Raw genomic sequence first — 26,173 nt, forward strand, 5'->3', positions numbered from 1 at the left:
GCATTAAATATCTTAAGTTATCTAGTATTAATTATAAACTTTTCTAGTGCATATGCTACTCCGTCTTCATCATTACTTTTAGTTATATAGTTTGCAATGTTCTTAATCTCATCTCTAGCATTCCCCATTGCTACTCCGAGTCCTGCATACTCAATCATTTCAAAATCATTAAGTTCATCGCCAATGGACATTATTTCATCTTGATTAATTCCTAAGTGTTTTCCTAGCTCCATTAACCCTGTTGCTTTATTACATCCCTTATACATAAACTCGCATAGATGATCAAAACTTCTAACAATGCTATATTCATTACTAAATTTTTTGTTTATATCTTCATATATATCATCTAACACATCAACCTTTGATATAATTAAAAACTTAATGACTTTTTCTTCATCATCTAACTCTTTATTAAGATCAATTATTTTTGTATCTGAAGAAGACAATCTCCAGTTGTTTGGCAATACATTTACAATATCTTTTTCTACTAATGATCCTCTATCCATATGAGCTTCAAAAGCTAATCCATCTCTTTTGAATACCTTATAAACTTTTTTTAGATCCTTTCCTCTTAAGTGCCTTTCATAAATAATAGATAAGTCCTTAGTGTTATGCACTGTAGATCCATTATTGGCTATGACATATTCTTCATCTTTGTCCAAACCAAGTTCTTTAACTAACTCAATAACTCTATTAATTGGTCTTCCAGATGTTATAACAATCTTTACTCCTAGTTCTGTAGCTTTTCTTATTGCTTCCTTTGTTTTTTCTGATACCAGTCTATTACTTCCAAGTAATGTTCCATCTATATCAATAGACACTAACTTATACACTTTATTCATTCCCCCAAACCTATCTCGACATATTGAATGTCCATATTTTATTATTACTTATATAATAATACTTCTATTTATGGCAGTGCAAATTTCTAAAAATGAAAATTGAAAGTATTTTTACACTTTATTTAAAATCGAATTCACTCTTATTTCTTCAATCTCTACACTTTTGCCCTTGTATTTTTAGTTGAATTTTCCCGCTTCAATTGATATAATGTAGTTTGTTTTAAAGATAATAATTCTATTTAATTAATATAATCACTTAAGGAGGAACTCAAGGTGGCAGATTTTATTAGAGAAATTGAGAAAAGAAGAACCTTTGCTATTATTTCTCACCCAGATGCCGGTAAGACTACCCTAACTGAAAAATTACTTTTATATGGTGGAGCTATAAGACTTGCTGGATCTGTTAAAGCAAGAAAAGCTTCAAAGCATGCAGTTTCTGACTGGATGGAAATAGAACAGCAAAGAGGAATATCTGTTACTTCCTCAGTTATGCAATTTAACTATCAAGGTTACTGTATAAATATACTAGATACCCCTGGACATCAGGACTTCTCTGAAGATACATATAGAACACTTATGGCTGCTGATTCTGCTGTTATGGTTATTGATGCTGCTAAAGGTGTAGAGGAACAAACAAAGAAATTATTCCATGTATGTTCATTAAGAGGAATTCCAATATTCACTTTCATAAATAAGATGGACAGAGAAGCTCAAGATCCATTCCAATTATTAGAAGATATTGAGAATGAACTTGGAATTAAGTCATATCCGCTTAACTGGCCTATAGGTTCAGGTAAGGACTTTAAGGGTGTTTATGAAAGAGATAAAGAAGCAATTGCAGTATTTAATGGTGGTAATCACGGTCAAACAGAAGTTGAAATGATTGAAGGAAACATCGAAGATCCTGCTTTTAGAGATCTTTTAGGAGCACCTCTTCATGATAAACTTAAAGAAGACATCGAATTATTAGATGTTGCTGGAGATGAATTTGACTTAGAAAAAGTTAAAGCAGGAGAATTATCACCTGTATTCTTTGGTTCTGCATTAACTAATTTTGGTGTTGAAATATTTTTACAACACTTTTTAGAACTTACTACAGCTCCATTACCTAGAAATTCTTCAATGGGAGAAATAGATCCATTTAACAAGGATTTTTCAGCTTTTGTATTTAAGATACAAGCGAATATGAATAAAGCTCATAGAGATAGAATTGCTTTTATGAGAATTTGTTCTGGTAAATTTGATAAAGGACTTGAGGTTCATCATATCCAAGGTGGAAAGAAGATAAAATTATCTCAACCTCAACAATTCCTTGCTCAAGATAGAGAAATTATTGAAGAAGCTTATGCTGGTGATATAATTGGAGTTTTTGATCCAGGTATTTTCTCTATTGGAGATACCTTATGTAGCGGTAAGAAATTTAAATTTGAAGGAATTCCAACCTTTGCTCCAGAACACTTTGCAAGAGTTAGACCTGTAGATACTATGAAGAGAAAACAATTTATTAAAGGTGTTACTCAAATTGCTCAAGAAGGTGCAATACAAGTATTTAAAGAAATTCATGTAGGAATGGAAGAAATAATTGTTGGTGTTGTTGGTGTACTTCAATTTGAAGTATTGGAATATAGACTTAAGAGTGAATATAACGTAGATATTAAGATGGATAGACTTTCTTATAGATACGTTAGGTGGATTGAGAATACTACTATTGATATTGACTCATTAAATTTAACTTCAGATACAAAGAAAGTTAAAGACTTAAAGGATAGAAACCTATTGATATTCCAAAATGACTGGGGTATTTCTTGGGCATTAGATCACAATAAAGGTTTAGTTCTTTCTGATGTAGGTAAAAGTGAAGATTAATAAATTAACCCCACTAGATTTATCTCTAGTGGGGTTTTGTATTAATTATTTATTCATATACTTCAAATAATTCTTAATCTCTCTATAGTTATAATTTCTAATAAAGAAATCAAATTTTTTCCCATCTTTCATCTCAATTATAACCTCACTTTCCCCTCTTGGTCTCATATATCTACCAATGTGATAGCCTAAAAACATACATGTTAACCCCACTATAGTTTCTACTATTCCATTATTAAATCCAGTAGCCTTTTTAAATAAATAATATGGATAGAATAATGCAACAAAAGATATTATAATTGGCATGACAGAGTTCATTAATTCCCATCTTGCATATTCACTTTTTTTCTTATTTTTTTCATTTCTATATAATGGGATACTCTTATCCATTCTTATATTTACTATTTCTTCCTTGTCATATATATATGTGATATACCTATTAGATGTAATATTATACCCGACCACAATAATTCTTCTATTGGTGAAGAAATTTATATGGCTATATTTTATATCTCCGCCTCCAATAAAGGCTACTGGCACAATTGCTGCAAATGTCATCATTGCTTCTAACATCTTAGGATCTGTAGCTTTTACTGTTTTCTCAATATACTCTCCTTCTAGTAAAAGTTCACTTACATATTGACCTATATCTTTAACCTTCTCTCTAGAATAACTAGTTTGAAGATCATAAGATATTTCACTTAATTTTTCATCACTTATTGTTCCCCAATCTTCATATTCTTTTAACTCATCTATACTAAAGCTAATGCCATTTAATTCGCTTATTATCTTATCTTCTAACATGGTTGCACCTCCAATTCTAATTTTATCTTTTTCCTTCCTCTTGATAATTTTTGATAAATATAATCATTGGATTTTCCTATATCTTTTGCAATCTTTTCTATTGGTTCTTCAAATAAATATCTTTTTATAAATATTTGCTTCTCTTCTTCCTTTAGATTTCTAATTAAGCTATAAAATCCTTCATCACCTTCATAATTAAATCCATTTTCTTGATACTCTTGTTCTAATAATATTTCTTCTTTAAGCTCTAACTGACTACTTTGCTTAACAAGTTTTCTTTTATAATCTATTGCCTTATATTTTGCAACTGCCACAAGAAAGTTTAATAAACTTCCCTTATCTTCCCTATAGAAAACTATCTTATTCCATATGGTCATCAATAAATCATTAAAGCATTCCTCTATTTCATTTCTTTCATAGGCTTCATGTAATACTTTATTTAAAACTCCAAATAATATTTTCCCATATCTATTATTCAATTCTTTAATTGCATCTTGATCTCCACACATAATCCCTCTCACTATATCAATATCTTCCATGATTTCCACCTCCTATACCATTAATACGTTAGTATCTTTTCTCTTTCTGACAAATTACAAATTATTATTTTATAAATTTTGGAATATTCATTATTTTAATTATATTATAAAAAGACTAAATTTTTTGCATTTTTTATTGACAAGCATTTCCAATGATGTTATTCTACTTGTATCATAAAAATAATTTAAGGAGGTAGGAAATATGTTAACCATGTTTAGATTTAATAATTTAACAAAATTAAATAAAATATTCAATAGTCCTGTCTCTTTTGTTATTAGTAATTAATAAAAAGGGTTTATTACACCATGGACTATTGTTCCATGGTTTTTTTATACACTTTTTTACGTTTTTTAGCCATGGTATGTCCATGGCTTTTTTCATTTTTGTTAATAAAAATGCTCTCCATTGCTAGCGCGGAGAATGTATTTTTTCAAATAAAATCATTTTAAAAGGAGGTTACACTTTTATGAAACGTATACTAAACTATATTTTTAAACACAAATGGTTACTCGCTATACCTACCTTTTCAATGCTTCTTGTTATTGTGGTATGTTTATTTGAACCTTATGTTCAAAAACTATTTATTGATAAAGTAATTACTGGTGGAGATAGAACTTTAATCCCTTATTTAATAGGTGGAATAATAGTTATTAATATAATTAAAGCTGTTTTTGGTTATATAAAAGAATATTTATTTGATCTTTTATCCGCTAAGGTAACTAAAGATTTAAAAGAAGAATTATTTGCTCATATTCAAAAACTTCCCTTTGGTTACTTTGACAAAATGAACACTGGTGAACTTATGTCTAGAATTGGTGAAGATATCGAAAATATCTGGAGAGCCATAGGCTTTGGTTTAAGATTATTCGTTGAAAATTCTCTATACTTTGTATTCAGCAGTGTTATATTACTTTATCTTGATTGGAAACTTGCTTTAGCTTGTATACTAATAATGCTTCCAATAGCTTATATTGCTATAAAGCTTGAATCAAAAATAGTAGATTCCTATGAAAAAATTAGTGACCAAAATGCCGTTATAAATACAACTGCTCAAGAAAATATTTCAGGGGTTAGACTTGTAAAAGCCTTTGGTAGAGAAAAACATGAAATTCTTAAATTTCTTAAAATGAATCGCAAGAACTATAAGCTTAATATGGACCAGGCAAAAATTACAGCAGATTACTTTCCTCCAATTGAACTCTTAACTAACATTTCTTTAGTAATTATGATTGCTTTAGGAGGAATTCTTGTAATAAATAAAGAGATTACTCTTGGAACGTTAGTCGCCTTCAGCGGATATATATGGAACTTAATCTGGCCTATGAGAATGCTTGGCTGGCTTATAAATATAATTGCTCAAAATAATGCTTCAGCTAATAAAATATTTAAGATAATGGATATAGAACCTTCTATAAAAGATTCTTCTGCTTCAGTTTCTCTATCTAAGATAAATGGAAATATTGATTTCAAAGATGTTTCTTTTAAATACGGAGAAGAGGAAGTATTAAATGATATTAATCTAAGAATTCCTGCTGGAAGTACAGTCGCAATAATGGGTACTACGGGTTCTGGAAAAACATCTATAATTAACCTACTTGGAAGATACTATGATGTATCAAAAGGAAAAGTATTAATTGATGGAATTGATGTCAAAAACATTAAACTTAATGACCTAAGAAGTAATATTGCCATAGTTCCTCAAGACGTTTTCTTATTTTCTGATACCATAGAAGAAAATATTCGCTTTGGTAATAGAAATGCGAGTGATGAACAAATTATTGAAGCTGCTAACCTAGCCTGCGCAAGTAGATTTATAACTAAGCTTCCAGAAGGCTATAATACAGTAATTGGTGAAAGAGGATTAGGTTTATCAGGCGGACAAAAACAGAGAATATCTATTGCTAGAGCACTAGTTAGAAGGGCTCCAATTATTATACTTGATGATGCTACCTCTGCCTTAGATATGGAAACTGAATTTCAACTTCTAAAGAACCTTAACTCTTTAAATGATAAATCTACTGTATTTATCATAGCTCATAGGATTTCTGCAGTTAAAAATGCTGATATAATACTATTCCTTGAAAATGGTGAAATAGTTGAAAAAGGTACTCACCATGAGCTAATAGAGCTTAAGGGAAAGTATTATGAAATTTACAAAGAACAATTTAAAGATTTTGAAACTATTACTCAGGAGGTGATTGCATGAGTATAAACTCCATAAAACAAGATGAGATGATACTGACCTTACCAAGAACTAGGGTTTTAAAAAGACTATTCTCTTATTTAAAACCCTATGGACTTAAGGTTTTTATAGTAATATTACTTTTAATATTTGTAATGGTTGTAGGACTTGTAAATCCATATTTCCTAAAGATTTCTATTGATAAATATATTGGTAACAGTGACTACAATGGATTGATGATTTTAGCACTATTATTTATTGTTTTAAATGTTGCTTCTATGATTGCTTCAAGATTTAGAATATTGATAATGTCTTCTGTTACAAATAATGCCCTTGTAAGTATACGTAATGACTTATATACTCATATACAAAAACTTGGCTTTGCGTTCTTTGACTCAAGGCCAGTTGGGAAAATTCTAGCAAGAGTTATAGGGGATGTAAATGCTCTTGGAGACTTATTCACTAACAGTGTTACAAGTCTTATCCCTGAATTACTAAGTTTGATTTGTGTAACCTTCATTATGTTTTTCATGAATGCTAAGTTAGCTTTAGCATCAATAGCTCTACTCCCTATACTATTTATTTTAATGTTTTCTATTGAAACAATTTCTAGAAAAAAGTGGGAGATTTATAGAAGTAAAAGATCCAATTTAAATGCTTATACTCATGAAAATTTTTCTGGAGTCAAAATAGTTCAAGGCTTCGCAAACGAAAACTTAACAAATAAGAACTTTTCAACACTTCTAACTGATATGTTAGATAGGTTTATGGATGCTGTTAGATACAATGATTTCTTTTGGCCTTTAGTTGAATTATCTTGGGGAATTGGAACCATAATTGTTTTCTTAAATGGTATAAAGCTAATTGATTCTAATGAAATAACCATAGGAACATTAATTGCATTTACTATGTATATAGGAATGTTTTGGAGACCAATTGTAAATATAAGCAACTTTTATAATACTCTAATAACTAATTTCGCTGCTGCCCAAAGAATATTTGAAATCATGGAAATTAAGCCAGATATATATTCGATAGATTCAGCTGAAGTTTTCCCTGAGATAAAAGGAACTGTAGAATTTAAAGATGTATCTTTTAGCTATGACTCCAAGAAAAAAGTTCTAAATAATGTTAGCTTTAAGGTTACCCCTGGAGAAAATATAGCTCTTGTTGGACCTACTGGTGCTGGAAAAACAACTATTGTTAATCTAATAAGTAGATTTTATGATGCAACTAGCGGTAAAGTTCTAATAGATAATAAGAACATTAAACACATGGACTTAGAATCTCTTCGTAGTCAAATGGGAATAATGCTTCAAGATACCTTCTTGTTTTCTTCTACTATTAAAGAAAATATACGTTATGGTAAGTTAAATGCTACAGATGAAGAAGTAATTGCAGCTGCTAAAGCTGTTAATGCTCATGATTTTATAATGAAGCTTGAAAAGGGCTATGATACAGAGGTAAGTGAAAGAGGTTCAAAATTATCAGTTGGTCAAAGACAGCTTCTTTCCTTTGCTAGAGCACTCCTAGCAAATCCAAGGATATTAATTCTAGATGAAGCTACCTCTAATATTGATACCCATACTGAAAAACTTGTTCAGCAAGGTATAGAAAAACTTCTTACTGGAAGAACATCTTTTGTTATAGCTCATAGACTTTCTACCATTAGGGATTGCGATAGAATCATGGTTATTGATGATGGTCAGATTATTGAAAATGGAAATCACGATGAATTAATTGAATTAAAAGGTTCCTATTATTCACTTTATATGTCTCAATATAAATTAATGAATGAAGGCGCTTAGCATATAAAAAATGAAAGGGAAACAATTATAAGTTGTTTCCCTTCATTTTTTAAATATTTTTCTAGATAAATATTCTGTTTTAACTTCTAATATAATCAAACAAATTAAAATTCCTATTATTACATAAAGAATAGTGGACAATTTCAAATTCTCTCTGATAAATTTTAAAATTATATTTGAGGTTATAGGTATAAACATCAATATAATCCCCAAAACTGAAAGTATATTGATAGTTTTTATTATTTTAACTTTATTAAAACCTAAGATAATAAAAAAAAGAGTTAGTGGTTCAGTTATAAGCTTGCTTCCATCCAGTGGAGGTATAGGTATTAAATTTAATAAGAAGAGTCCGAAATTTATTAAAACTATATGATTTAGTATTATTGAATCCACACTATTAACCTCATCAGTTAGTAATATTGAAAAACTATTGTCATAGAAAGTTAACTTATCAAAGCTTAGATAGTTTTTAATAAGTACTAATATATCATTTACAATTGAACTAACTATATTGATATCACCTTTAGCATATATAAATAATCCTAAAACTGCTATAGATAAATTTGCTAGAACTCCACTTAAACACACTACTAATTTATTACCTAATTTCATTTTTTCATAGTCACTCTCATCTGGCATAATCATTCCACCTATTGGAATAAGCTTTAAGTTAAATTCTATCCCTTTTATATAAAAGTTTAATATACTTGTACCTATTCCAACCTGATATTTTTTCACCTTTATTTCAAATATATTCAATGCTATAAGATGCCCTAATTCATGAATGGCTATGGAAATGTATAAAATTACAATAAATATTACTTCATTCACTTGTGCTCCTTTTACTTTATCTTACTTGTGTGGAGATATCTTTACTAATGCAGCTAGAATAATAACTAAAAGTATTGATGCATCCATAAAATAAACACCTCCATAAGTATATCTATACTAGATTGGAGGTGTTTATAACCAAAAAGTTTGTATTTTCTACACTGTATCTATAAACTATTACAACGTAAAATTAAATCAGCTATAATTAAAACTTGAAATTATTCCTTTATAAGCTCTACAGCCTTTTCAACTACATCCTTGGGATTTTTAATAGCTTTTTGAGCTTCAACCCTATAAATTACTTTCCCATTAAATCTTTTTTCTTCTTTTACTGCAACATCTGCTGCAAAAATTACTAAATCAGCCGCTTTAGCTTCCTTTTCAGTAATTCTATTCTCTATTCCTATTGATCCCTGAGTTTCTACTTTAATCTTGTGTCCTAACTTTTTTGCAGCTTTTTCTAAGGCTTCAGCAGCCATATAAGTATGTGCAATGCCAGTAGGACATGCTGTTATAGCAACAATATTCATAAATAATTCCCCTTTTCTTTTCACTTACCAAATAATAGTCTTAAACTGATACTAGTCTTCTACTTCCAAATCATCCAATTCCTCTTCAGGAACTTCCTTCTTCAATAAATTTACCATTATTGCAGCTACTGCTATTCCAACTAAAACTGCAATTATGAACATTACCCTATTGTCAACAACAGGAAGAACTATTGGTCCACCATGAGGTGCATGATCTCCAACCTTTCCTATTGCTGCTATTGCAGCTCCTACAGCTGAACCAGTTACTATTGATGGTATAACTTTTAAAGGATCACCAGCTGCGAATGGTATAGCTCCCTCTGTTATTCCTATGAGGCCCATAGCAAGTGCACCTTTACCAGCTTCTTTTTCTGCTCTCGTATATTTCTTAGGTGCTAGTAATGTTGCTACTCCCATAGCTAGTGGAGGAATACAAATCGCTACAGCAACTGGACCCATTACAGTATAGATACCTTCAGCAATCATAGCTGAACCAAACATAAATGCAACCTTGTTTACTGGTCCACCCATATCAAATGCTATCATAGCACCCATTACAATTGCTAATAAAACTGAGTTTCCTGAACTCATTGATTTTAAGCCTTCAGTCATAGATGCCATTAATGATGCTATTGGATTACCAATTACAAATAACATTAACAATCCTACAGCCAAAGAAGTTAATAATGGTATTACGAATATAGGCATTATTGGTCTTAAATTTTTATTTACCTTCCATCCTTTAATCCATCTAGCTATATATCCTGCGATTAAACCTGCTATAATTCCACCTAAAAAACCTGCCTTAATATTATTAGATAAAACACCACCAACTAATCCTGGTGCTAAACCTGGTCTATCAGCAATTGCATAAGCGATAAATCCTGCAAGTACTGGAACCATTAAAGAAAATGATGCACTTCCTATATCCATTAATTTTGTCAAAAATGGATTAGTTACAACCGCGCCCTGTCCTTCTTGAACTCCGCTAAGAGCAATAGATAATGCTATAAAAACTCCTCCGATTACTACTATTGGTATCATGTACGATACCCCTGTCATTAGATACTCCCTTAGTCGCTTTAATTCCTCTTTCATTTTCATTTCTCCCTTCATTTATTTATATCAATTATCCTCACAAGATAAAGATATTCTAGATATTTTTAACTTCAATTTCATTCAATATTTCAAGTACTGATTTTACTGTTTTACTTTCTTTTAAACGCCTCACAAAATCTTCATCCATAAGTTTTCTTGATAGATTTGACAATATCTTAAGATGTATATTATTAGCATTTTCTTCTGGTACCCCTAACATAAAAATTATCTCTACTGGATCTCCATCAAGAGAATCCCACTCTATACGATTCTTACATATTCCAAGTACTATCATAGCCTCATTTACTGACTTACTTTTACCATGAGGTATTGCAATACCATTTCCTACTCCTGTTGAAAATTCCTCCTCCCTCATTAAAACTGAATTTACGAATTCATCTACTGAAGATATCTTGTTAGCTTTAGCTGCCATTTCTGCTAATTTATATATTGCTTCATTTTTATCCTTAACGTTAAGTTCGAGTTCAATTAGTTTTTCATCTACTATCATAAAAACATCCTTTCCTTCTATATTAAATAGTTATAGCTATCTATTTTAACTTCTATATATTTAGTAATTACCACTTATTTCCATACCTTAATTATACTCCAAACCCCACTGATTTCAACGGTTTAACCGTTTACTATTATTCACAGAATGATGTGGTAAATTCCATACAATTAAGCAGTAAAAAAAATCACTAGGAATGTACATTCCTAGTGATTTTGAAATTATACTCTCTTAATTTTCATAAAATATATTCTCTAAGCATTCTCTAACTATACCCTTATCTGTATAATTTCCTAGCCTTCTAATTTCTTCTTCAGATTCAATAAGCTTATAAAAGTTTCTAAAGAATTTTATGAACTGTGTAGTATCTTTTTCTCTAGTACATACTAATAATACTATTTGAACCATATCTTCTTTCCACATAATAGGTTTTTTAAGCTTAATATATACAACTATAGGTACATTAACATACTTAAAGTTTCCATGGGGTATTGCTACTCCATTTCCCACTTCAGTAGTGTATTTCTCTTCCCTCTCTAAAATACTTTGTAGAAATCCATCATTTATATAACTTCGATTTCTTAATTTTTCACATATATTTTTTATTAGCTCTTCCTTGCTATTATATTGTTCATTAATATATATGAAATCCTCATTAATTACAGATTCCTTGTCTAAGATAGGAGTTTTGTTTTTTATTGAGTTTATGACAATCTCTAATTTTCTTACATCTTTTTCAGAAAGCAGAGGACTTATAAGTACTTGGGGGATCTTCACATTTGTTGCAACTGTTGATATTATAAGGTCTACTCCATTCAAATCCATCTTTTTAATTGATAATGCTGAAATTACATCTAACACTTGTATATCACTAAAATGTCTCTTTATTTTAAGCGCTAATAACTGCGAGGTTCCTATTCCACTCGAACACACTACTAAAACTTTTAATGGTTTTCTATTTCTTTCAATGGCTGCTGCAATATGGAGTGCTAAATATCCTATCTCTTCTCTTGAAATAATTTTCCCAAAATACTTTTTAAATATTGTATTACTAAGCCACGCTATCCCATATGCTTCAGGATAATTTTCCTCTATATCATCTGTTATTGGATTTCTTAGGGTTAATCCGTATTTAATTCTATTTATTGTTGGACTAAGATGCATTATAAGTGCATTCTTAAATTGCTTATCCTCTTGCAAATAAATTCCTAAATAATTTTCAATAATACCTATAATTTCATTAGCAATTGTAACTGACAGATCCTCTTTTCTATTTTCCATATTTGTGACTACAGATGAATCAATTTGTTCATATCTTTTGGATCCTAATATGTGGACAGTTATATAGTAAATTTCATATTCTGGAAGTTTAACTTTAAAATATACATTTATTTTTCTTATTATACTTTTAGCTGCTTCATATTCCTTTTTGCCTTCAATTGGATTAATTAAGCCTTTGGCTATATTTGAACTTCCTTTTGTCTCTTTTCTTTTAATACTCAAGGCTATATGAATCATCAAATTTATAAAAGCCTCATCAGAGAAATCATACTGCAACTCTTCTTCTGCTTCTGAAAGAATTTTTTCAATTATATAATAATCTAATTGACTTATAGAATTTAATTTATTTAAAACAGTCCCATCCAATCTACTATTAATATTTAAATTATCCTTAAATACATAATCTTTGCTTTCACGATTATTTAGTGATGACAATAACGTGATGAATGCATTTCTCCAATCTTGTTCTTTTCCTTCTATTTCTATTCCTAAATTGGGTTTCTTAATTAGCGTAAGGTCAAATGATGAAAGCCACTCTGAAACTAAAATTAAATCCTTATGAATTGTAGACTTACTTACATATAATTCAGTAGCTAATTGCCTTATTGTTAAATTGGTATTATCTTTAAAAAGTCTATTTAATATATAATTTCTTCTCTCCTCTGATGAATAAGGTACTATGTTTTTAATATGTTTTACTACTTCCTTTAAACTAATAATATCTAACTCATTTCCTATAATTGAAACTCCACTTCCTGGTTTTCTATCTAGTTCTAAATTATATTTATTTATTATCTCCTCAATTTTATTAAATTCATTTCTAATAGTTTTATTAGATACTTTAAGCCTGTCAGCAATCGCATTTGTTGTTAAATAATCATTTTCAGAAAGTAACATATTTATTATTTCATTTGCTCTTTCCATAATTATCACCCTTATAATCAATTAATTAAATTTGTTTTTGGAAAAGAGCCGCCCCAAAAGTAGTATAATTTTCTTTTGAAACAGCTCCTCCCTCCACATTATTTTCCTAAAATTGTCTTTGCAATTATAGCTATATCTTGAATGTCAATTGCTCCATCATAATTTAAATCATACTTTTCATTTTCACCTGTTACAGGTTGACCAAATCTTCTAGCTACTCTTGTCAAGTCATCTATCATAATCTTACCATCATTATTAGTATCTGCACTACGCATAGTATTAAGTGAAGTTTTTACATCTTCAGTAGAAGTGAAAATCTTACCGTTAACATCAGTGTAATTTGCTTCCTTATTCAAAACAAATTCCATATTTTTATCTGTCTTTTTAACTTTAAAAGTAAATGTTACCAAGTCTGTCTTTTCACTTATTCCTGGATTATTTCCTACAATAGTACCTAATACTCTAACTCCATTTGAAATTACATTGTAATCACTAAATCCAAACTTTTCATTTACTGAAACTTTAGTTAACTCAAATAGCTCTTTATTGTATGAAAGTGTAAAATCAAATCCTGCTAAGTCTTTTGCTTTATCCGCTGAAACCTTAAATTCTACTTCATCACCTGCATTAACAACTTTTTTATTTGGTGTAAGTGATGTCACTACAGGTTCCATTGCACTTTCAGTAACCTTTATAGTAATTGTATTAGATTCTACAACTTTTCCATTTAAGGTAACTGATGCTTTAACTGTAGTTTCTCCTGCCTTTAATGCAGTAACAACTCCATCCTTAACACTTAAAATTTGTGAATCTCCAACTGTATACTGAACATTAAGTTTACTATTATCAGCTTCACTTTCGTCACTTAAAGTTGCCTTTATCTTAAGATTTGTTGTTTTTCCAGTTTCAAGAGCCAATGCCTCTGCACTTAATTCAACCTTATTCAATGATATTTCATTTACAAAATTAATTTTATAGACTTTCTCAGTTCCATCTTCTGCTTTAACCTTAATTGCTGCTGTTCCTGGAACCTTTTCTGCTTGAGTTAAATCTACAGTTGCCTTTGAATCTTCTGCAATTCCTGAAACTTTTGGTGCATTAACTTCATTCCATGGAAGTATAACGTTATATTCATAAGTTTCTTTGTTGAAATTATCTAAGTCCTGATCTCCGATCTTTATTCCACTTAAGTAAGCATTATCTGACTTAGGAGCGTCAGCTTCTAAACCTGTTAATGTCATAGCAAATATCTTAATTCCATCATTATTAGGTAATGTTATGCTCTTAAGTTTCTTTGATTGATCTACACTTATACTATTCATATATATATTTGTTGCAGGACCAGTATAACCAGAAGAATTCTGAATTCTTTGTTCACTATATAGTACTGAAACTTCACCACTACTTGTTGCTGCACTCCTGCACCAATCACTAACAACAAATTGTCTATTATCGGTAGTTCCGTCATCATAAGTTACTACTACATTTGCAGTTTGTGGATTACTCTTATTTGATGCCGCTAAGAAGTATATCTTATTAGCATTAGCTGAAGGTAATGTAATTTCTTGCCCAAGCGATTTAATTACATTTTTATCTCCGTCTTTCTTTGATCCTAATTTAAATAGCAAGTTTTCATAAGTTATTGATTCTGGAATAGTAGCTCCATCATATGCCCATCCTTGTCCATCAAAGCTGCCATCTGTTTTATTTTCTATTGTCGCTATTCCATCTAAGTTAAATGAATTGCTTAAATCTACAGTTGTTATTACTGGCTTTCTAACAGTATAACTAACTTCTTCTGAAGGCTTACCTTGACCCATAATATTAACTGGCGTTACTCTAAAGTAGTAGGTCGATCCAATTGTTAATCCACTTAATGAAATAGTATTGGTTTTGATATTTTCAATCTTATTAGTATACTTTCCTTTTTCAGTACCATATTCCAATATATAGCTATCCGCTTTATCTACTTCATTAAAGTTTACTATAACTGAAGTATTTTCCTGTTTCACATCCTTAATAGATGGCGCTTCTTCTGGAACTGATGCAACGAAATCCTTATCGTCTCCTAGTACCTTTATCTCATATAATCTTACTGCAGCATTTCCATCTACTGTAGGCTTAGTTACATTTATCTTAATATATCTTCCTTTAGCAGGTGTTGTAAATTGATGTTCTGTAATATTTTTAGTATTATTTGATACATTGTCTACTTCGGTTAAATTGTTCAAGTCATTTCCAACTAATACAGTGTAGTCACTAGTATTCCAAGTAGCTGATTCTCCTCCTGCACCTGCATGGAAAAGTTTTAATCCATCAATTGTACGCTCTTGTTTTAAATCAATAGTTATCCAGTGTGGCTCAATCTTACCTGTATTTATACACCACTTAGTAGTAAGATCTCCATCTACTGCTTTTTGTGGACTCTCACTCTCATTCATGGATCCATCAGCTGTTGCAGTCGCTCCTAATGCTATATTTCCACATGCATAATGACTTGCTTTTTCTGAAGCTTCTCCAGTATTTCCTTCAAAATCCACTGCCTTAATTATATAAGTGTACTTACCTAATTGTTCAACATTTTCATCTCTATAACTAGTATTTTCAGATACTCCAACTAAAGTCAAATCTGATAAGTCTTCTTTTGATGCTCTATATATCATATAGTTAGCTACACCAACATTATCACTTGCAGCATCCCAAGATAAATCTAAATATGGAGAATAATATTCTTTTGGACCAGTAACTTTAAGATTTTGAACCTTTGATGGTGCCTCTGTATCAGAATTTGCAAGTATATCTCCATCAACAAAGCTCATTGCAGCTATCTTAATTCCTTGTGAATCTGGCAATTGTATATCTTTTATTTCTTTATTTCCATCTAATGCCACCTTGTAAACAAAAAGATTATTGTCTATATCATAAGTGTTACCAGTAGGAATATGAGTATGCGTTAAGTTTATAGCAATATTATCTCTAACATATGTCTTTTGATCATTTCCTATGGTTGCTTGCCAATCAGTAAAACTCAAATCTTTACTAGTTGATGTGCCATCTTTATAATTTACCTTAAACTCACCATCATTTCTTCCACCTGCAGATGCACCTAAAAGATATAGGAAGCCATGTTTTTCTCCTTGAGGTACTTGAACACTTTGTCCTTTTGCTTGAATGAAGTTCTTAGCTCCATCATCTTTTGAACCAATATTAAAGCTAATGTCTTCACTTACAACCTTATCTGGCATTAACTCTGCTGAGAAGGTTTCTCCCTTACCATTAAAGTCACCATCTTTTCTATTTGTATCATAAGATATTGCATCTATATTAAAGTCCTTACTCAAATCTAATGGTTTTGCTACTGGCTTATGATCTTTAAATATTGAAGAATTATTAAACTTCACCTTAAATGTCTTTATCTCGTACTTTCCTAGGGTTGTTGAAAGTGTATTACCATTTATTCCTGGTACTGGAGCCCCATCTAAATTATCTTCAATTAAATTTGTCTCTACAGCACTTTCAATTCCTGCTGGAAGATTTATTTTAACATTTGTAGATGCTTCACCCTTTGATTCATATAGTCTTATGATATAATCATCAGACTTTTCAGCTTTCTTTAATACAGTTAATATAACGTTGTCTTTATCAACCTTACCAAATGATTGAGTTTTAGCTAAATCTCCTGCATGACTATCAACTTCTTGAGAAATTATTGGATAATTAAATTCATACCCCTTTTTAACGGTATTAGCTGCTTTCCAATCATCTGCATGTGGATATATAGAATAGTTGATTACTTGATGTCCTCTATCCTCTACCCCACCTCTATCATTTGCAGCTTTTAATAATGTTAAACGCATAACATTTCCAAAGGTATTCCATCCATATTTACTATCATTTAATATTGATACACCATATCCATCCTTTGATATATCTGCCCATTTATGCCCTGAAACTTCAAATTTTGAACTACTCTTATCTGTACTTCTATCTATTGACGAATATGCTATTTCATAAGTTGCTTTCTCTGGATTTGCTATATTCATTGGGAATGCAACTTTTAATAATTTTTGATATTCATTCCAATCAACATTCATTCCTACATCTACTCTATTAGTGTCAGAGTAAAGAGATATGTCTTGTACAAATGTAGAACTTGACCATTTCTTGGTAACTCTGAAAGTAGCTTTATTCGGTCCATCATTAACTAGATCAATAGATACAAGGTCATTTATAACATATGGAGTACTTCTCATGTCATCTCCATCGACATCCCAAGCATCCCATTCTCTTGGAGTATCTTCTAGAACATGTAGTTCATTCCCTTGTTTCCCTGATTCAAATACTTCTCTTCCATTAACCTTATCGTAAAGACTAGAAATATTTCCTGTTTTTGTATCTAATTTTAGTTTAAAGAATTGATTTTCTATTGTTTTATTGGTATTATCTACAGTAATAGTACTATTTTTAGCTGTAGAAGTTTTTTCTACTGCTCTATAAACAGTATATCCCATTGCAGGTACTTTTGCTTTATAGGAAACAGTAACTTTTGCACCGTTTTTGTTTACTATTTGGCTTGGTACCTCTTTTCCATTTTCATCTAAAATAGTTATATCTTTATCAGTAGCTGAAAGTATAACAACTGATTCAACAGTCTCTTCTCTATCCCAAGAAAGTGGATTGTATAATACCAATGCTTTTCCTTCTCCATCAGTATTTACTCTACTTGCTATTCCATTCATAGCATTTTTCATTGTTCCACCTAATTGGTTTAATGCTATTTCTGCATCATTAAAAGCATCATTATATACAGCAGTTATTGCTGATCCTGGTAAAACATCATGGAATTGATTTAAATTTGTTTTATCCCAAGCTTTATCAATCTTACCTTGAGGATAGCTTTCTGATCCTAACAAAGTTGCAATAGAACTAAGTTTTTCTGATTCTTCTGCCTTTATCTCGCTTTCACGATTATATTTTTTCATATATGCTGCAGAAGTTAAGGTTCCTCTATGCTTTTCTAAATAAAGCTCATCGTCTACTGTTGGTAAAGAATCAGCCTTAGCTTCAATTTTACTAAAAGAATTCAAAGCTGTATCAAAAACAACATTTGGTGCATCAGCCTTACTATTTATATTTTTGAAGTTGGTTAAATCAGTATTATTAGGTCCTCCACCATGGTCTCCTGATCCATATAATAGTATACTATCTGAAAGTCCCTTTGAACTTGGATAATTCATAGTACTTGATACATTCGATTGAGTTATAGCGCTCCCACTAAATGAATAATCAAAAGTTGGCTTATAGGTAAGAACTTCACTTCCATCTGGAGCTTTCCAATTGAAGGATTCATATGGGAATTTATTAGTGTCATTCCAATTTAATTTTGTTGTTATAAAGTAATCCATTCCACTTTTCTTAAGTATCTGAGGCATATTATAATTAAAGCCAAATACGTCTGGAACCCATCCAACTTTTGCAGTTTGTCCATAGTTGTCTCTGAAATATTGCTGAGCATATAAAGATTGTCTAACTAAAGATTCCCCACTTGTGGTATTCAAATCCGGTTCAATGACTTGTCCCCCTACAACTTCCCAATTTCCTGACTTCACTTTTTCCTTTATTCTCTTTGATAACTCTGGGTAATATTCATCTGCCCATTGATAAAATTTAGAAGAAGATTGAGTGAATTTATAATCTGGATTAGCATCCATTAAATCAAGTGCTCTTTTAAAGGTTGTATTAACTTCTCTTATAGTTTCTTCGTATCTCCAGTTCCATGCAGCATCTATATGCGAATTCCCTAGTGCATGAACTGTTTGACTTTTATCATATGCAAAGACACTTGTTGCCGGTAAAGCTGTTACTATCATAGAAGCCATTGTAACAATTCCAACGAGCTTTTTAGATAACCTGTTCATGTTTCTCCCCCTTCATTAATTGTGTTTCTTTATAATAACGCCTAAAACTATCATGCCCAATCCTATTACTGGAAAATAATTATATTTTCCTGTCTGTGGTAGTTTACCTATATTTGTATTCCCACCTGGTTCCTGTTCACCTGGTTGATCATTAGATCCATTTCCTCCATTACTACCGTTATTACCACCACTACCATTATTATTTGAATTATCTTTATATACCTCCACACTACATGTAGCTGTCTTATTGCCATCCTCAGTTGTTACTGTTATTAAGGCTTTGCCCTCATCTATTCCTTTTATACATCCATCCTTAACTTCAACTATGCTGCCATTACTTGATGTCCATCTAACATTTTTATTTGAAGCATTTTTAGGTAAAATGGTTTGGACTAATTTATACTCTTCTCCTACCTTTAACCTGTATTTATTAGTGTTTAATGTTATACTTTCAACATTCACTACTTGTGGCTTCTCTATAACATTTATACTTAATGAGTTTGCTTTAATTCCTTCTGCTTTCTCTTCCTTACTATTTACAAATATTGTGGATGGTAAGGTTATTTTTGTATCTCCAGTTTTTAAAGCCTTAAACTCAAACTCACCTATTTTTACTTCTCCATTTACTCCTTTATCTTTTCCAAGGATAGAGAGAAGATATCTGTCTGTTCCATTATCTGTTTTTCTTCCCATTTCACTAAACACATCAAACTTAGCACTAATTAGTTGCAAATCCTCTACGTTATAGTTCATAGATAAATCTACACTATATAGATCATTTGCATTAGATGTTTTTACTATAACCTTAACTGTATCACCTTTTTGGTACTCTTTAGAATCAGTTGTAATCTGAATTGTATTCTCTTCAGCATATGTTATTGTTCTAAAAGTAAATAACATTAGAAAAGTACACAAAATAGTTATGACCTTCTTCACTTAAACTCCCCCGTTTCATGAGATTTATCCTTTCTTTGCCTTATCACCTCCTTAAAAAAATCGTCAAGGCGATTATTAGCCGTCGATTTTTTTATCGCATCGGCCTTTCCAAACGCATGTGAGGAAAATTTGGCAGGCGACTAATTCTATTTTTGCATCCCCCCTCTACTTTATAGTCTTAAGAAATGCTTCCCATTTCTCAACATTTTCTCTATTAGAAAGAAGCTGTTCTCTTAAATAAGGTGAACCTATTTCTAAAGAACATATCTTAGCTCTAAGAGCGTATTCTTTTAAAAGGTTGTACATGGTTGGTGATGTCTCCTTTATTTTTGCTTCTAAATCCTTACTTGCAAATTTAACATCTTCTTTATCTGCTTCTACTGCAATCTTTACTAGATTTTCAGAGCTCAAATTATCTTTTAGATAAAGCTCATTTTCTTGAGCAAACCATGTATATAACAGATATTCAAATTCATTTAGTCTATTTACAACCTCTTTATTCTCACCTTCACTAGATTTGGCTAAATTCCATAATGGAACAATTTCATATCCCTTAATATATTTATTTATAAAATCCTCACCATCTTCTTTCATTAATTCTTTTACCATACTATAAAGATTGAAGTTTTTTTCATCCTTATTTGAAAGTATATAATTAAGAATATTATCTTCTTTAGATGTTTTTTTGCTTATTGTATCTTCCATAGATTTAACTACAAGTGGTGATTGTGTATAGTGTAAGAATTCTATTTTTCCTGGTGAAGATGTTATACTTTCCTCATCTGCTGGCGCAAAATTTAAATTTTCTGGTGACTTTAATTTCATGTAAATATATCTTTCAAATAAGTTTCCGAATTCTTTTTCTGGAAAAATATTTAGTCTTTCTCTTAAGTCCTTAGGCAAGCTCATCATTGACATATTTTCATAATAAGTAGCCAATCCTTCATAGAAGTTTAGCATAGGAGCTTCATTAAATTTTTCTAATGCTACATTTGATTCAAAAAATGCATGAAAAAGTCTATGTCCCATCAACTGCCAGTCTCTAGCATTCTCTGGGTTGAACGTACTTGCCATATTCCTTGAACTGGCTCCTCCAATTATATATCCTTTGTTTTCTCCTTCAGTTCTTAAGATTACTATTGAATAGTTATTTATCTTCTTCTTAAATACTTTTGAATAATAGTTATATAAAGCTTCTAAGCCCTTCTTTGCATCATCTGTATATGAACCCGCTGCTTCTGGATCGATATAAACTGTGTATCCTCCATCCCCTGTAATATGTTCATCTTTTTTAAAACTTCCAAATGTAAATGTAGATTTTCTTATTTCATATAAATCAAACCATGAAGGATTACTTATTTCAGAAGTAGTCTTTGATTCTTTACTTTGAAATGGAATAATACTATCCCAATTATCAGGAACCATATTCTTAATTTTGATATCTTCAACCCTATCTGCCTTTTTATTTTTCTCATCAATGGCAGCTAGGGGCATTGAGAGCACTGACTCCCCCTCATAAGATAACATTTTGCCATAAACCTCACTATTATAACCATGTTTACCTAACTTAGCTATTTGAACATTATAGTTATAATCAATATATTCAGATTTACTCTTCAACCCATCTATTACTACAATTCCATTTTCACCTTTAAAGTTAACTTGATTTTTCTGGCTATCCACACAACTTTCATTATCGACGCTCATATTCCCATTAACTAAAACAAATTGCTTTGGCTTAAATAGTCCTTTAGCTTTTATTCTTACATTTACATTAAGTGTTTTACTATCTATATCTTTAGGACCGATGGTATATTCTATCTGAAATTTTCTAGGTATGGATTTTAATATAGCTATTGAGCCAGATATTAGTATAATAGCTAAAACAATAGCAGCTATTACCCTATTTCTCTTAACCCACCTTAAAATATTGAATTTCTTTGGCTTTTTCACCATATCATTCATCCCCTATCTTTTTTGGTTTTCAACTTATCTTTTATCTTATTAATTGCTTTAGTTTTATAACCAATTGCTATAATAATTGCAGCAACACTTGCTAATATTAATGGAATATACTCCTTAATTCCTTTGCTTTCCCCATTTATAGCTTGTCCTTTTTCCACTTTTGCATTATTCTTTAAAGTCCCATTCTCTTCCTTACTTCCTGATACATTACTTTTCTCTTCTTTATTAGCAACTTGCTCTTTATCACTTCCTGTATCTTCTTTATCAGTCTCTCCCTTTGATTCTTCCTTATCATCACTTGTGTTTTGTCCATCTCCTGATTTAATGTTGTCATTTTCTGTTTGAGGTTTTGCAGGAGTAACAGAAACTACCTCACTTGATACTACATTTATTGGAATTGAATAGTCAGTATTCTTACTTATGACTACTGCATCACTATCTACAGCTTTAATGTTACTAGCATTTAATATATTTCCGCCTTTACTCTTACCTTTGAAAACTAATTCTCCAATCAATTGTTCTTTTAGCAATTCTTTTTTTGAATTTGAATTTATTAATGGATATGTTATTACTCCTTTGGACTTATCTACTGTCTCTCCCCCGAAACTTTTAAATCCATTTTTCATATCTAACGTACTGGAAACCAAATCTAGAAGTTGCGTGTCATAGTTTATAGTAAACTGCACTCCATATAAGTCATAAACATTTTCTGCCTTAATATATACCCTGAATTCTTCCCCTATTTTAACCTCACTCTTATCAATTGCTGTAATGATTGTAGTTCTTTCTTGTGCCTCAACAGAGATAGCTCTGAAGAATATTATTGTAAATGCTAAAAATAATGTAACTAAAAGTCTCCTCCTCATACTTCCCCCTTAACTCCCATTTCTGTAAACGTTTATTATGATTTTATTATATATTTCCATATATTTACAGTCAATGTTTGAAGCTATCTACTTATTGCCTTTATAATGTGGCAAAAGTACAACAATACTACATTTAAATAAAGAATTGGCATGAGACTAATTCTATTTTTTACTCTTTAGGAAAATCCATAGGTTTTTTATGGGAAACTTATAATGTTACCATAAAACTTAAGATATTATAAATTCCTAAAGAGTAAAAATAAACACCACTTAAGTTAAGTGGTGTTTATAACAAAAAGCTATTTAATTTAATTCATTTACAGCTGACTCTACAATGTTTACCATGTCTAATTCTGCTCCAAGGCTAAAGTTAAATATTACCCCTGAACCTCCTCCTGCACCTATTGCAGAAATAAAAACTTCACTATCATTCCCAACTATAGTAAGAGTCAAACTCGCCCTATTTCCATTTCGCATGAAATATTTATCATATACACGGATTGCTACTAATGTTTCACCACAGACATAATTGCTTTCATCAACTAAGTTCATACTCATAGCACTATTAAGTATCTTTTCATCAATTGCATTAACGACTGAGCCAAAATCTCCCTTTATAATTTTTTCATACTTTGCCACTCTTCTTTTCCCCTTTTCTAAATATCATTATTTTAGAACAAACCCTTTATCTACTATAATTTTATATGTTCCATCTTCGTTAATATCTAAGATATCAATCTTTATATCTCTATTATCTCCCCATATAATGCTATCACTTATTAAATACTCATGTTTTAAATTGTTATTATCAAAATGGTACATAAATAAACTTTTATGTGTTTTTGCTTTTGTAGTTGTTATTGCTTTAGCTTCCATCATATTCTTTGAAATTTTTTTGATTCTTATGTCTAATCCCTCTACTCCCTCAAGTGTAAGATGAATATCTTTTAAAGCTTCATTGGTTGAATTAACTACATATACATTCGGGAAAATTTTCACATAGTACATTTTTCTTCTCCTTCTTCTTTTAAAATACTCTCTTTTATTTTCTCTCTTCCTCTAATTAGACGTTTATATATGGCTTCCTTACTCATCTCTAGTTCTATAGATATTTTTTCTATAGGTTCATCAAGTAGATATTTCTTAACAAATATAACTTTATCTTTTTCATTTAAGTTTTCTATTAGATGATAAAATGCTTCATCATCTAATACTGTAGCATCTTCTTTTCCTTCTCTTTGCTCAATAATTTCTTCATTTAACTCTAAATGTATTTTAGTCTTACTTATTTTTCTTTTGTAATCAAGTGCCCTGTATTTAGCTATTGATATTAAAAAATTCCTAAGTTGCCCTTTATTTTCATCATAGCAATCTATATTTTTCCATATAGTTAGTAAAACATCATTAAAACATTCTTCTATATCCATGGTATAACTTATAGGGTTTATTATCTTATTTATAACTCCATATAACAGCCTTCCATATTTTATCTTGAGTTCTTCTAATGCAATTTCTTTATGACTCAGTATTGCTAAAACAATATCCCTATCTGTCATAGCTATTCCCTCTCATCTCCCAAAACTTACATAGATAGCTATGAATATCTTTATAGTCATAATTTCTAATTATCAGATCATATCTTGTTCCATCTTTTATCTCCACCAGTACTTCTGTTATAAGTTTAGGGCGAATAATTAGTATGAGTAGAAATATCAATACAATAATCCTTGCACATATTATAGATACAAATTCTGAGTTTATAATAAACTCCTCTATAAACATTTTAACAACATATCCTGTCACACCAATTCCAAACAATATTGGTATTGAGTAAAAAATCATGAAAAAAATCTTTAAAATAGATATATTGTCTTTCAAAAAATTATTTAATCGGAATCTTCTTTTTACCTTCTTTCCAATACTTATCTTTTTTATGTCTTTCCTATGATAACTTTTAACTCCTAAAGGATTGTTATAATAATTAGATGCGATAACAATTATCCTTTCATTTGTACAAAACAATAATCTATTAAAGGAAAATCCATCGCCTGTCATAAATGGAATAGGCATCATCATATTCACCATCGCCGAACTCTCAAGCATATCTATATCTGTTCCTTTAATTACTTTCTCAATTTTCTCCCCTTCGTTTAAAATACTTTCCACATATATTCCTGACTCTCTTAAAGCATCTTTAGCAATTTTCAGTTTAATATCATTTGTTATTCTATTTAATTTCTCTTCATCAACAGTTGCAAAGCTCATATATTCTTCAATTTCACTATCTTCATATGCGCTTTCATTTAGTAATCTTAATATATTCTTATCCATTTTAATTCACCTGCTTTTAATTCTTTATCCTATATTCGTATGCCATTGAATTTTTTTGGACAAAATTGGTTTAATTTTTATATAGGTTTTTAAGTTCAAATAGTAACTTTCTTATGTAATAATAAACTAAATTTTCTATAAAAAACCTATAATATCATAAAAATTAAAGCGTACTTAAGAACTTAGTACGCTTTCTAGTGATTAATAATCCCTATTTTACCTTTGTTATTCCTTTTAAATGCCTATTAGAAATTATACATTCTTCCCCATTTATCATATATGCAATCCTATCCTTTGTATCAATTTCCTTTATATTACGCCTATTAACTATATACGATTTATGACATCTATAAAATCTATCATCTAGTTTTCCTTCAATGTCACTAAGCTTACCATTAAACTCAATATGTCTATCCGTAGCATGTACAACGACTTTATGTGCTCTAGTAGATGTTTCGAAGAATAGTATTTTATTAAATTCTATATTGATTATCTTCTCATTTATCTTTACATTAAAAACTTCCATATCAGAATTCTTAGAAGAATATTTCTCATTAGCATTTAAAATACATTCTCTTATTCTATCCTTTACCTCTTTTGGATTATCCTTGACTATATAATCTAACGCTTCTACCTTAAAAGTAAATGTCAAATAACTCATTTCTCCATGCGTTGTTATAAATACAATAAATCCTCTTGGGTCATATTTTCGTATTTCTGCTGCAAGTGCTATCCCATTAAGCTCTTGTTTTAAATCTACATCTAGAAAATATAAACCAGCACCCTCATTGTTTTTAATATACTCTATGACATCTTGGGGCTTAGGAGTAACTAAAGCTATGCTCATATCTAAATTTTCAATAATTATTGTATCATTAACTGCCTTTTTATAGGCATTTCTTTGTTCATCATTATCCTCACATATAAATACTTTAAGCAT

The 26,173-nt window shown here is 30.3% G+C and carries 20 protein-coding genes; 3 read left to right on the forward strand and 17 right to left on the reverse strand.

Annotated features, from left to right (window positions below; translation table 11 throughout):
- Positions 1-17: 17 nt before the first annotated feature.
- On the reverse strand, positions 18-833 hold the full coding sequence (locus PTZ02_RS11950; RefSeq protein ID WP_274228007.1) for a Cof-type HAD-IIB family hydrolase: 816 nt from the start codon (positions 831-833) through the stop codon (positions 18-20).
- Between the two features lie 282 nt (positions 834-1,115).
- Between PTZ02_RS11950 and PTZ02_RS11955 the strand changes: the two genes are divergently transcribed.
- The gene (locus PTZ02_RS11955; RefSeq protein ID WP_274228008.1) at positions 1,116-2,708 is read left to right on the forward strand and encodes a peptide chain release factor 3; all 1,593 of its coding nucleotides are present in this window, start codon (positions 1,116-1,118) and stop codon (positions 2,706-2,708) included.
- Positions 2,709-2,753: 45 nt separating this feature from the next.
- Here the strand turns inward: PTZ02_RS11955 and PTZ02_RS11960 are convergent, their stop codons facing one another.
- Complete coding sequence (locus PTZ02_RS11960; protein WP_274228009.1) at positions 2,754-3,512, reverse strand: hypothetical protein; 759 nt, start codon at positions 3,510-3,512, stop codon at positions 2,754-2,756.
- Positions 3,506-4,051 (reverse strand): sigma-70 family RNA polymerase sigma factor, encoded by a 546-nt coding sequence (locus PTZ02_RS11965; protein ID WP_274228010.1) that lies wholly within the window; start codon positions 4,049-4,051, stop codon positions 3,506-3,508. Before PTZ02_RS11965 ends, PTZ02_RS11960 begins: the two co-directional genes overlap by 7 nt.
- Positions 4,052-4,518: 467 nt before the next feature.
- On the opposite strand from PTZ02_RS11965, the gene PTZ02_RS11970 reads away from it, so the two are divergent.
- Positions 4,519-6,258: an ABC transporter ATP-binding protein gene (locus tag PTZ02_RS11970; protein WP_274228011.1), complete on the forward strand. Its 1,740-nt coding sequence runs from the start codon at positions 4,519-4,521 to the stop codon at positions 6,256-6,258.
- The gene (locus tag PTZ02_RS11975; protein WP_274228012.1) at positions 6,255-8,042 is read left to right on the forward strand and encodes an ABC transporter ATP-binding protein; all 1,788 of its coding nucleotides are present in this window, start codon (positions 6,255-6,257) and stop codon (positions 8,040-8,042) included. The genes PTZ02_RS11970 and PTZ02_RS11975 overlap by 4 nt, the downstream gene beginning before the upstream one ends.
- A gap of 42 nt (positions 8,043-8,084) precedes the next feature.
- Here the strand turns inward: PTZ02_RS11975 and PTZ02_RS11980 are convergent, their stop codons facing one another.
- The 14 genes from PTZ02_RS11980 to PTZ02_RS12045 all read right to left on the reverse strand — a co-directional run bounded on the left by PTZ02_RS11980 (position 8,085) and on the right by PTZ02_RS12045 (position 26,173).
- Complete coding sequence (locus PTZ02_RS11980; protein ID WP_274228013.1) at positions 8,085-8,873, reverse strand: site-2 protease family protein; 789 nt, start codon at positions 8,871-8,873, stop codon at positions 8,085-8,087.
- Positions 8,874-9,091: 218 nt separating this feature from the next.
- Positions 9,092-9,403, reverse strand: coding sequence for a PTS fructose transporter subunit IIB (locus PTZ02_RS11985; protein WP_202765615.1), 312 nt, complete (start codon positions 9,401-9,403; stop codon positions 9,092-9,094).
- A 51-nt stretch (positions 9,404-9,454) separates the two neighbouring features.
- Positions 9,455-10,501 carry a PTS fructose transporter subunit IIC gene (locus tag PTZ02_RS11990; protein WP_274228014.1) on the reverse strand — a complete coding sequence of 349 codons (1,047 nt, stop codon included), beginning with the start codon at positions 10,499-10,501 and terminating at the stop codon, positions 9,455-9,457.
- A 55-nt stretch (positions 10,502-10,556) separates the two neighbouring features.
- Positions 10,557-11,012, reverse strand: coding sequence for a PTS sugar transporter subunit IIA (locus tag PTZ02_RS11995; RefSeq protein ID WP_274228015.1), 456 nt, complete (start codon positions 11,010-11,012; stop codon positions 10,557-10,559).
- Between the two features lie 231 nt (positions 11,013-11,243).
- Entirely contained in the window at positions 11,244-13,217 is a 1,974-nt protein-coding gene (locus PTZ02_RS12000) for a BglG family transcription antiterminator (RefSeq protein WP_274228016.1), read from the reverse strand.
- Positions 13,218-13,315: 98 nt separating this feature from the next.
- Complete coding sequence (locus tag PTZ02_RS12005) at positions 13,316-19,135, reverse strand: glycoside hydrolase family 38 C-terminal domain-containing protein (protein ID WP_274228017.1); 5,820 nt, start codon at positions 19,133-19,135, stop codon at positions 13,316-13,318.
- A 15-nt stretch (positions 19,136-19,150) separates the two neighbouring features.
- Positions 19,151-20,071, reverse strand: coding sequence for an Ig-like domain-containing protein (locus PTZ02_RS12010; RefSeq protein WP_274228018.1), 921 nt, complete (start codon positions 20,069-20,071; stop codon positions 19,151-19,153).
- A gap of 165 nt (positions 20,072-20,236) precedes the next feature.
- The gene (locus PTZ02_RS12015) at positions 20,237-22,027 is read right to left on the reverse strand and encodes a hypothetical protein (protein ID WP_274228019.1); all 1,791 of its coding nucleotides are present in this window, start codon (positions 22,025-22,027) and stop codon (positions 20,237-20,239) included.
- 5 nt (positions 22,028-22,032) lie between these two features.
- A complete protein-coding gene (locus PTZ02_RS12020) occupies positions 22,033-22,902 on the reverse strand; it encodes a cohesin domain-containing protein (protein ID WP_274228020.1) in 870 nt (289 codons plus the stop codon).
- 303 nt (positions 22,903-23,205) lie between these two features.
- Positions 23,206-23,541, reverse strand: a complete 336-nt coding sequence (locus PTZ02_RS12025; protein WP_274228021.1) for a DUF6054 family protein — start codon at positions 23,539-23,541, stop codon at positions 23,206-23,208.
- 27 nt (positions 23,542-23,568) lie between these two features.
- Positions 23,569-23,910, reverse strand: coding sequence for a hypothetical protein (locus PTZ02_RS12030; protein WP_274228022.1), 342 nt, complete (start codon positions 23,908-23,910; stop codon positions 23,569-23,571).
- Entirely contained in the window at positions 23,898-24,458 is a 561-nt protein-coding gene (locus tag PTZ02_RS12035; protein WP_274228023.1) for a sigma-70 family RNA polymerase sigma factor, read from the reverse strand. Before PTZ02_RS12035 ends, PTZ02_RS12030 begins: the two co-directional genes overlap by 13 nt.
- On the reverse strand, positions 24,448-25,233 hold the full coding sequence (locus PTZ02_RS12040) for a hypothetical protein (RefSeq protein WP_274228024.1): 786 nt from the start codon (positions 25,231-25,233) through the stop codon (positions 24,448-24,450). The genes PTZ02_RS12035 and PTZ02_RS12040 overlap by 11 nt, the downstream gene beginning before the upstream one ends.
- Before the next feature lie 211 nt (positions 25,234-25,444).
- Positions 25,445-26,173 (reverse strand): LytR/AlgR family response regulator transcription factor, encoded by a 729-nt coding sequence (locus tag PTZ02_RS12045; RefSeq protein ID WP_274228025.1) that lies wholly within the window; start codon positions 26,171-26,173, stop codon positions 25,445-25,447.

The sequence above is a fragment of the Clostridium sp. 'White wine YQ' genome (assembly GCF_028728205.1).
In the GTDB taxonomy this organism is placed as follows: Bacteria; Bacillota; Clostridia; order Clostridiales; family Clostridiaceae; genus Clostridium_T.